The 10,361-nt window shown below is 65.5% G+C and carries 7 protein-coding genes; 6 read left to right on the forward strand and 1 reads right to left on the reverse strand.

Features of this window, described 5'->3' with window-relative positions; translation table 11 throughout:
* Both rpoB and rpoC read left to right on the forward strand, forming a co-directional pair.
* Positions 1 to 2,010 (forward strand): DNA-directed RNA polymerase subunit beta (gene rpoB / locus AB7U92_RS14005; RefSeq protein WP_428577804.1); only part of this gene is annotated, 2,010 nt, incomplete at its 5' end.
* An 18-nt stretch (positions 2,011 to 2,028) separates the two neighbouring features.
* Entirely contained in the window at positions 2,029 to 6,258 is a 4,230-nt protein-coding gene (rpoC, locus tag AB7U92_RS14010) for a DNA-directed RNA polymerase subunit beta' (RefSeq protein ID WP_428577807.1), read from the forward strand.
* A 60-nt stretch (positions 6,259 to 6,318) separates the two neighbouring features.
* Here the strand turns inward: rpoC and AB7U92_RS14015 are convergent, their stop codons facing one another.
* On the reverse strand, positions 6,319 to 6,750 hold the full coding sequence (locus tag AB7U92_RS14015) for a PIN domain-containing protein (RefSeq protein WP_428577810.1): 432 nt from the start codon (positions 6,748 to 6,750) through the stop codon (positions 6,319 to 6,321).
* A 217-nt stretch (positions 6,751 to 6,967) separates the two neighbouring features.
* Between AB7U92_RS14015 and rpsL the strand changes: the two genes are divergently transcribed.
* From rpsL to AB7U92_RS14035, 4 genes are all read left to right on the forward strand, one after another.
* Positions 6,968 to 7,345, forward strand: coding sequence for a 30S ribosomal protein S12 (gene rpsL, locus AB7U92_RS14020; protein WP_428577813.1), 378 nt, complete (start codon positions 6,968 to 6,970; stop codon positions 7,343 to 7,345).
* Between the two features lie 117 nt (positions 7,346 to 7,462).
* The gene (gene rpsG / locus AB7U92_RS14025; RefSeq protein WP_293433543.1) at positions 7,463 to 7,933 is read left to right on the forward strand and encodes a 30S ribosomal protein S7; all 471 of its coding nucleotides are present in this window, start codon (positions 7,463 to 7,465) and stop codon (positions 7,931 to 7,933) included.
* Positions 7,934 to 8,012: 79 nt separating this feature from the next.
* On the forward strand, positions 8,013 to 10,115 hold the full coding sequence (gene fusA, locus AB7U92_RS14030; RefSeq protein ID WP_428577816.1) for an elongation factor G: 2,103 nt from the start codon (positions 8,013 to 8,015) through the stop codon (positions 10,113 to 10,115).
* 119 nt (positions 10,116 to 10,234) lie between these two features.
* Positions 10,235 to 10,361: GTP-binding protein (locus tag AB7U92_RS14035; RefSeq protein ID WP_233175816.1), on the forward strand; the 127-nt coding region annotated here is incomplete at its 3' end.

Consider the following 10,361-nt stretch of genomic DNA (forward strand, 5'->3'; position numbering starts at 1 on the left):
CCCGAGAAGGCGCTGGTCGGCACGGGCGTCGAGCGCGTGGCCGCGAAGGACTCGGGCACGGTCGTGGCCGCGCGCCGCGGCGGCGTGGTCGACTACGTCGACACCAACCGCATCGTGATCCGTGTGAACGACGCGGAGACGGTGGCGGGCGAGGTCGGCGTCGACATCTACAACCTGATCAAGTACCAGCGTTCCAACCAGAACACGAACATCCACCAGCGCCCGATCGTCAAGCGCGGTGACGTGGTCGCGGCCGAGGACATCATCGCCGACGGTGCCTCCACCGACATCGGTGAACTGGCACTCGGCCAGAACATGCTGGTCGCGTTCATGCCCTGGAACGGCTACAACTTCGAGGACTCGATCCTCATCAGCGAACGTGTCGTGGCCGACGACCGCTACACCTCGATCCACATCGAGGAGCTGGTGGTGATGGCGCGCGATACCAAGCTGGGCGCCGAGGAAATCACCCGCGACATCCCGAACCTGTCGGAGCAGCAGCTGGCCCGCCTCGACGAGTCGGGCATCGTGTATGTCGGCGCCGAGGTCGGGCCCGGCGACACGCTGGTCGGCAAGGTCACGCCCAAGGGCGAGACCACGCTGACGCCGGAAGAGAAGCTGCTGCGCGCGATCTTCGGCGAGAAGGCGTCCGACGTGAAGGACACCTCGCTGCGTGTCGACCAGGGCACCAGCGGCACCGTCATCGACGTGCAGGTGTTCACCCGCGAAGGCATCCCGCGCGACAAGCGCGCCCAGCAGATCATCGACGACGAGCTCAAGCGCTACCGCCTCGACCTGAACGACCAACTGCGCATCGTCGAGGCCGACGCCTTCGACCGGATCGAGAAGCTGCTGGTGGGCAAGGTCGCCAATGGCGGCCCGCAGAAGATCGCCAAGGGCACGACCATCGACAAGGCCTACCTCGCCTCGGTCGAGAAGTACCACTGGTTCGACATCCGCCCGGCCGACGACGATGTGGCCAACCAGCTCGAATCGATCAAGAACTCGCTCGAGCAGACGCGCCACAGCTTCGACCTCGCCTTCGAGGAGAAGCGCAAGAAGCTGACGCAGGGCGACGAGCTGCCCGCCGGCGTGCTGAAGATGGTGAAGGTGTACCTCGCCGTCAAGCGCCGCCTGCAGCCCGGCGACAAGATGGCCGGCCGCCACGGCAACAAGGGTGTGGTCTCGAAGATCGTTCCGGTCGAGGACATGCCCTACATGGCCGATGGCACCCCGTGCGACATCGTGCTGAACCCGCTGGGCGTGCCCTCGCGCATGAACGTCGGCCAAGTGCTGGAAGTGCACCTGGGCTGGGCCGGCAAGGGCATCGGCCAGCGCATCGGTGACATGCTGCAGCAGCAGGCCAAGGTGGCCGAACTGCGCAAGTTCCTCGACGAGCTGTACAACAAGTCGGGCGGCAAGACCGAGAAGCTGGACAACCTGTCCGACGCCGAGATCCTCGAGATGGCCGCCAACCTGAGCAAGGGCGTGCCGTTCGCGACGCCGGTGTTCGACGGTGCGGCCGAGGAAGAGATCCGCGCGATGCTCAAGCTCGCCTACCCGGACGACATCGCCAAGGCCAAGGGCCTGACCGCGACGCGCACCCAGGCCACGCTGCACGACGGCCGCACCGGCGAGGCATTCGAGCGCCCCGTCACGGTCGGCTACATGCATGTGCTGAAGCTGCACCACTTGGTGGACGACAAGATGCACGCCCGCTCGACCGGCCCGTACAGCCTGGTCACGCAGCAGCCGCTGGGCGGCAAGGCGCAGTTCGGCGGCCAGCGCTTCGGCGAGATGGAAGTGTGGGCGCTCGAGGCCTACGGCGCCTCGTACATCCTGCAGGAGATGCTGACCGTCAAGTCCGACGACGTGAACGGCCGCACCAAGGTGTACGAGAACATCGTCAAGGGTGAGCACTCGATCGAGGCCGGCATGCCGGAGTCGTTCAACGTGCTGGTCAAGGAAATCCGTTCGCTCGGCATCGACATCGAGCTCGAGCGCAACTAAGAAGGAAGGAAACAGAACATGAAGGGTTTGCTTGATCTGTTCCGCCAGTTCACCCCTGATGAGCATTTCGATGCCATCAAGATCGGACTGGCCTCCCCCGAGAAGATTCGCTCCTGGTCATTCGGCGAGGTGAAGAAGCCGGAGACCATCAACTACCGTACGTTCAAGCCGGAACGCGACGGCCTGTTCTGCGCCAAGATCTTCGGCCCGATCAAGGATTACGAGTGCCTGTGCGGCAAGTACAAGCGCCTGAAGCACCGTGGCGTGATCTGCGAGAAGTGCGGCGTCGAGGTCACGCAGACCAAGGTGCGCCGCGAGCGCATGGGTCACATCGACCTGGCCGCGCCCTGCGCGCACATCTGGTTCCTGAAGTCGCTGCCGTCGCGTCTGGGCCTGGTGCTCGACATGACGCTGCGCGACATCGAGCGCGTGCTGTACTTCGAAGCCTACGTGGTCGTCGACCCCGGCATGACCCCGCTGAAGAAGTTCAGCATCATGAGCGAGGACGACTACGACGCCAAGCGTACCGAGTACGGTGACGAGTTCATCGCGCTGATGGGCGCCGAGGGCATCAAGAAGCTGCTCGAGGAGATCGACCTCGACGTCGAGATCGACAAGCTGCGCAACGACATGACCGGCAGCGAGCTGAAGGTCAAGAAGAATTCCAAGCGCCTGAAGGTGATGGAAGCCTTCAAGAAGTCGGGCATCAAGCCGAGCTGGATGGTGATGGAGGTGCTGCCGGTGCTGCCGCCGGACCTGCGCCCGCTGGTGCCGCTGGATGGCGGCCGCTTCGCCACGTCCGACCTGAACGACCTGTACCGCCGCGTCATCAACCGCAACAACCGCCTCGCGCGGCTGCTGGAGCTGAAGGCGCCGGAGATCATCGTGCGCAACGAGAAGCGCATGCTGCAGGAAGCCGTCGACAGCCTGCTCGACAACGGCCGCCGCGGCAAGGCCATGACCGGCGCGAACAAGCGCGCGCTGAAGTCGCTGGCCGACATGATCAAGGGCAAGAGCGGCCGCTTCCGCCAGAACCTGCTGGGCAAGCGCGTCGACTACTCGGGCCGATCGGTCATCGTGGTCGGCCCGACACTCAAGCTGCACCAGTGCGGCCTGCCCAAGCTGATGGCGCTGGAGCTGTTCAAGCCGTTCATCTTCTCGCGCCTGGAGGCGATGGGCATCGCCACCACCATCAAGGCGGCGAAGAAGGAAGTCGAATCCGGCACGCCGGTGGTGTGGGACATCCTCGAAGAGGTCATCAAGGAGCACCCGGTGCTCCTGAACCGTGCGCCGACGCTGCACCGCCTGGGCATCCAGGCGTTCGAGCCGGTGCTGATCGAAGGCAAGGCGATCCAGCTGCACCCGCTGGTGTGCTCGGCGTTCAACGCCGACTTCGACGGCGACCAGATGGCCGTGCACGTGCCGCTGTCGATCGAGGCGCAGATGGAAGCCCGCACGCTGATGCTGGCGACCAACAACGTGCTGTTCCCGGCCAACGGCGAGCCCTCCATCGTGCCGTCGCAGGACGTGGTGCTGGGCCTGTACTACGCCACCCGCGAGCGCATCAACGGCAAGGGTGAGGGCATCATCTTCTCCGACATCGCCGAAGTGCAGCGTGCGCTGGACAACGGCCAGGTCGAGATCACCGCGAAGATCAGCGTGCGCCTGACCGAGTGGACGAAGAACAAGGATACCGGCGAGTTCGTGCCGGAGACCAAGCTCGTCGACACCACCGTGGGCCGTGCACTGCTGTCGGAGATCCTGCCCAAGGGCCTGCCCTTCAGCAACATCAACAAGGCGCTGAAGAAGAAGGAAATCTCGCGCCTCATCAACGCGAGCTTCCGCAAGTGCGGCCTGAAGGAGACCGTGGTCTTCGCCGACAAGCTGCTGCAGAACGGCTTCCGCCTGGCCACGCGCGCCGGCATCTCGATCGCCATCGACGACATGCTGGTGCCGAAGGAGAAGCACGGCCTGATCGAGCGCGCCGAGAAGGAGGTCAAGGAGATCGAGCAGCAGTACGTCTCGGGCCTGGTGACCGCCGGCGAGCGCTACAACAAGGTCGTCGACATCTGGGGCAAGACCGGTGACGAGGTGGGCAAGGTCATGATGGCCCAGCTCGCCAAGCAGAAGGTGCAGGACCGCAACGGCCGCGAAGTCGACCAGGAGTCGTTCAACTCCATCTACATGATGGCCGACTCCGGCGCGCGCGGTTCCGCGGCGCAGATCCGCCAGCTGGCCGGCATGCGTGGCCTGATGGCCAAGCCGGACGGCTCGATCATCGAGACGCCGATCACGGCGAACTTCCGCGAAGGCCTGAACGTTCTGCAGTACTTCATCTCGACGCACGGCGCCCGAAAGGGCCTGGCCGACACGGCGCTGAAGACCGCGAACTCCGGCTACCTGACGCGCCGCCTGGTCGACGTGACGCAAGACCTCGTGATCACCGAGGACGACTGCGGCACCGAGAACGGCATGAACACTCGCGCGCTGGTCGAAGGCGGCGAGGTGATCGAGTCGCTGCGCGACCGCGTGCTCGGCCGTGTCACGGCCGTCGAAGTGCTGCACCCCGAGACGCAGGAAGTGCTGCTCAAGGGCGGCGAGATGCTCGACGAGGATGCGCTCGACGTGCTGGAAGCGGCGGGTGTCGACGAGGTCAAGGTGCGCACCGCGCTGACCTGCGGCACGCGCTTCGGCCTGTGCGCCAAGTGCTACGGCCGCGACCTCGGCCGCGGCGGCATCGTCAACCGCGGCGAAGCGGTGGGCGTGATCGCGGCGCAGTCGATCGGCGAGCCGGGCACGCAGCTGACGATGCGTACGTTCCACATCGGTGGTGCGGCCTCGCGTGCGGCGGTGGCCTCCAGCGTCGACGCGAAGAGCGACGGCCTGATCGGCTTCAACGCCACGATGCGCTACGTGACCAACGGCAAGGGCGAGCTGGTGGTGATCTCTCGTTCCGGCGAGATCATCATCTCCGACCAGCACGGCCGCGAGCGCGAGCGCCACAAGGTGCCGTACGGCGCGCTGCTGTCGGTCAAGCCCGACCAGCAGATCAAGGCAGGCACCGTGCTGGCCAACTGGGATCCGCTGACCCGCCCGATCATCACCGAGTTCGCCGGCAAGGCGAAGTTCGAGAACGTCGAGGAAGGCGTCACCGTTGCCAAGCAGGTCGACGAGGTCACCGGCCTGTCGACGCTGGTGGTGATCGACCCGAAGCGTCGCGGCGCGGCCAAGGTGGTGCGTCCGCAGGTCAAGCTGCTGGATGCCGCCGGCAACGAGGTGAAGATCCCCGGCACCGACCACTCGGTGACGATCGGCTTCCAGGTCGGCGCGCTGATCCAGATCCGCGACGGCCAGGACCTCGCCCCCGGCGAAGTGCTCGCGCGCATCCCGGTCGAAGGCCAGAAGACCCGCGACATCACCGGCGGTCTGCCGCGCGTGGCCGAGCTGTTCGAGGCGCGTTCACCGAAGGACAAGGGCACGCTGGCCGAGATCACCGGCACGGTGTCGTTCGGCAAGGAGACCAAGGGCAAGGTTCGCCTGCAGATCACCGATCCGGACGGCAAGGTGTACGAGGAGCTCGTGCCCAAGGAGAAGAACATCCTGGTGCACGAAGGCCAGGTGGTGAACAAGGGCGAGCTGATCGTCGACGGTCCGGCCGATCCGCAGGACATCCTGCGCCTGCTGGGCATCGAGGAACTGGCGCGCTACATCGTCGACGAGGTGCAGGATGTCTACCGCCTGCAGGGCGTGAAGATCAACGACAAGCACATCGAGGTGATCGTTCGCCAGATGCTGCGCCGCGTGCAGATCGTCAACCCGGGCGACACGGCTTACATCGCCGGCGAGCAGGTCGAGCGGTCGGAACTGCTGGACACCAACGACCGCATGCTGGCCGAGGGCAAGATCCCGGCCACGCACGCCGACGTGCTGCTGGGCATCACCAAGGCGTCGCTGTCGACCGACAGCTTCATCTCGGCCGCCTCGTTCCAGGAGACGACCCGCGTGCTCACCGAAGCCGCGATCATGGGCAAGCGCGACGAACTCCGTGGTCTGAAGGAGAACGTCATCGTCGGCCGCCTGATCCCGGCGGGCACCGGCATGGCCTTCCACGAGGCTCGCAAGGCCAAGGAAGCCATGGACGACGCCGAGCGCCGCGCCATCGCGATGCAGGAGGCCGAGGAACTGGCCGCCGTGCAGATGGCGCAGGTCGATGCCGCCTCGGCAGCGTCGGGCGAAACCGGCGAGTGATCGAAGGCCTGGCCCTGCGGGGCCGGTGTGATCGAGGGGCGGCCGCGAGCCGCCCCTTCTTCATGGCACCCAGCGTTCCGGCGTCAGGATCTCCACGCCGAGTGGCCGCGCGCGGCGGGCGAGCTTGAGCACGGCGCGGTCGCGGCTGAGCAGCGTGGCGCCGCCGAGCTGCAGCGCGAGATCGATGAACTTCTGATCGTCGGGGTCGGTGCAGCGCAAGGGGGCGGACAGCGCGGCCGGAACGGCGGCGACCACGACCGCCCAGCGTGCCCAGGTGGCCCACACTGCCTCGCAATCGGGCTGCCAGCTGTTGATCGATGGATAAGTGAGCACCTGCTCAAGCTCGGCGCGCATATCCGCCGTGACGTACCAGCGCCAGCCGCCATCGGTCAGCGTCGCCACGAGGGGGGCAGCGGCCGGGTTTCTGAACACCAGCCAGTCGAGCACCACGTTGGTGTCAAGAACGAGCGTTCTGGCTTGGCGGTCGTACATCGGGTCGGATCAGGGGGGCGACCTTGCAGGGGTGGGTTGGCCCGAATATAATCGCGGGCTTTTCGGCAGATTCTGCTGCGCTCTTTGTCGGGCGGCTCACCGCGGGGACGGCTCACAGCAGCCTCCCACACGCGGCCTCGGGCCAGGCTTCACAACCGGGCGCTCGGCTTCTCCCGGAATGAAACGAATCTGACTTCACACGGGAACAAGTCAAACCATGCCAACCATCAACCAGCTCGTGCGCCACGGCCGCCAGGTCGAGGTCACGAAGTCCAAATCGCCGGCGATGCAGGATTGCCCGCAGCGCCGCGGCGTCTGCACGCGCGTGTACACCACGACGCCGAAGAAGCCGAACTCCGCCCTGCGCAAGGTCGCCAAGGTGCGCCTGACCAACGGCTTCGAGGTGATTTCGTACATCGGCGGCGAAGGCCACAACCTGCAGGAGCACTCGGTGGTGCTCGTGCGCGGCGGTCGCGTCAAGGACCTGCCGGGCGTGCGCTATCACATCGTGCGCGGCTCGCTCGACCTGCAGGGCGTCAAGGATCGCAAGCAGGCGCGTTCGAAGTACGGCGCCAAGCGTCCGAAGAAGGCCTGACGCCTCGGCGTCACACGAGGCCGGTGAAATCCGGTCATGTAAGTGAAGGGTCCTGATGGCCCTTCGCGGCGGGCGGCGCAAGCCGACGCCAACTGAAGCAAACGAAGGAAGATTGAAATGCCACGTCGTCGCGAAGTACCCAAGCGCGAGATCCTGCCTGATCCGAAGTTCGGTTCGGTCGAACTCTCCAAGTTCATGAACGTGATCATGGAGTCCGGCAAGAAGGCCGTCGCCGAGCGCATCATCTACGGTGCCCTCGACCAGGTCGAGAAGAAGTCCGGCAAGGATCCCCTGGAGATCTTCAACGTCGCGCTGAACAACATCAAGCCGATGGTCGAAGTGAAGTCCCGCCGCGTCGGCGGTGCGAACTACCAAGTTCCCGTGGAAGTCCGCCCCGTCCGCCGCGTCGCCCTCGCGATGCGCTGGCTGAAGGAATCGGCGCGCAAGCGCGGCGAGAAGTCGATGGCCCAGCGCCTGGCCAACGAGCTGCTGGAGGCCGTCGAGGGCCGCGGCGGCGCGATGAAGAAGCGCGACGAAGTGCACCGCATGGCCGAAGCGAACAAGGCCTTCTCGCACTTCCGCTTCTGACCTTCCGCACGCAGCAATCTCTCGGCCGCCTTACGGGTCAACCCTGACCCGCTGGCGGCCCAAGTATTTGGAGTGAACCATGGCCCGCAAGACCCCCATCGAGCGCTATCGCAACATCGGCATCTCGGCTCACATCGACGCCGGCAAGACGACGACCACCGAGCGCATCCTCTACTACACCGGCGTGAACCACAAGATTGGTGAGGTGCACGACGGCGCGGCCACCATGGACTGGATGGAGCAGGAGCAGGAGCGCGGCATCACCATCACGTCGGCGGCCACCACCTGCTTCTGGAAGGGCATGGACCTGTCCTATCCGGAGCACCGCTTCAACATCATCGACACCCCGGGTCACGTCGACTTCACCATCGAGGTGGAGCGCTCGATGCGCGTGCTCGACGGCGCCTGCATGGTGTACTGCGCGGTCGGCGGCGTGCAGCCGCAGTCCGAGACCGTCTGGCGCCAGGCCAACAAGTACAAGGTGCCGCGCCTGGCGTTCGTCAACAAGATGGACCGCACTGGCGCCAACTTCTTCAAGGTCTACGACCAGATGAAGGCGCGCCTGAAGGCCAACCCCGTGCCCATCGTGGTGCCGATCGGCGCCGAGGAGAACTTCGTCGGCGTCGTCGATCTGTTCAAGATGAAGGCTATCGTCTGGGACGAGGCCAGCCAGGGCATGAAGTTCGAGTACGGCCCGATCCCGGCCGATCTCGAGGCCGAGTGCCAGAAGTGGCGCGAGAACATGATCGAGGCCGCTGCCGAAGCCTCCGAGGACCTGATGAACAAGTACCTCGAGACCGGCGAGCTGACCGAGGAAGAGATCAAGCAGGGCCTGCGCACCCGCACGATCGCCACCGAGATCCAGCCGATGCTGTGCGGCACCGCCTTCAAGAACAAGGGCGTTCAGCGCATGCTCGACGCGGTGATCGACTTCCTGCCCTCGCCGGTGGACATCCCGCCGGTGCCGGGCACCGACGAGGACGACAAGGAAGTCGTCCGCAAGGCCGACGACAACGAGAAGTTCGCCGCGCTGGCGTTCAAGCTGATGACCGACCCGTACGTCGGTCAGCTGACCTTCGTGCGCGTGTACTCGGGCGTGCTGAAGTCGGGCGACTCCGTCTTCAACCCGATCCGCGGCAAGAAGGAGCGCATCGGCCGGATCCTGCAGATGCACGCCAACCAGCGTGAAGAGATCAAGGAGATCCTGGCCGGCGACATCGCTGCCTGCGTGGGCCTGAAGGACGTGACCACCGGCGAGACGCTGTGCGACCCCGAGCACGTGATCACTCTCGAGAAGATGATCTTCCCTGAGCCTGTGATTTCGCAGGCCGTGGAGCCGAAGACCAAGGCCGACCAGGAGAAGATGGGCGTGGCCCTCAGCCGCCTGGCTGCCGAAGATCCTTCGTTCCGCCTGCGCACCGACGAGGAGTCCGGCCAGACCATCATCTCCGGCATGGGCGAGCTGCACCTGGAGATCATCGTCGACCGCATGAAGCGCGAGTTCGGCGTGGAAGCCAACGTCGGCAAGCCGCAGGTGGCCTACCGCGAGACGATCCGCAAGACTGCGACCGACGTCGAAGGCAAGTTCGTGCGCCAGTCGGGCGGCAAGGGCCAGTACGGCCACGTCGTCTTCACGGTCGAGCCGCAGGAGCCGGGCAAGGGCTTCGAGTTCGTCGACGCCATCAAGGGCGGCGTGGTGCCGCGCGAGTTCATCCCCGCGGTCGAGAAGGGCGTGATCGACACGCTGCCGAACGGCGTGCTGGCCGGCTACCCGGTGGTCGACGTCAAGGTCACGCTGACCTTCGGCTCGTACCACGAAGTGGACTCGAACGAGAACGCGTTCAAGATGGCCGCGTCGATGGGCTTCAAGGAAGCCTGCCGCAAGGCCAGCCCGGTGATCCTCGAGCCGATGATGGCCGTGGAAGTCGAGACGCCGGAAGACTACGCGGGCTCGGTGATGGGCGACCTGTCGTCCCGTCGCGGCATGGTGCAGGGCATGGACGACATGCCCGGCGGCGGCAAGGTCATCAAGGCCGAGGTGCCGCTGTCCGAGATGTTCGGCTACTCGACCACGCTGCGCTCGATGTCCCAGGGCCGCGCGACGTACACGATGGAGTTCAAGCACTACGCCGAGGCTCCGAAGAACGTCGCCGACGCGATCATCACCGCACGCAGCAAGTAAGCAACACAAGCCGGTCTTCGGCGCGCCGCCGTCTGCTGCCAGTGGCAGGCGAATCAGCGGGCCGCCGGAGACCTTAAACCTCGCACTGGACAACGCTCTTTGAACACGGAGTTCTGAAAATGGCAAAAGGCAAATTCGAGCGGACCAAGCCGCACGTGAACGTGGGGACGATTGGTCACGTGGACCATGGCAAGACGACGCTGACGGCGGCGATCACGACGGTGCTGTCGAGCAAGTTCGGCGGCG

This window comes from Piscinibacter sp. (genome assembly GCF_050175855.1).
Lineage (GTDB): Bacteria > Pseudomonadota > Gammaproteobacteria > Burkholderiales > Burkholderiaceae_C > Piscinibacter.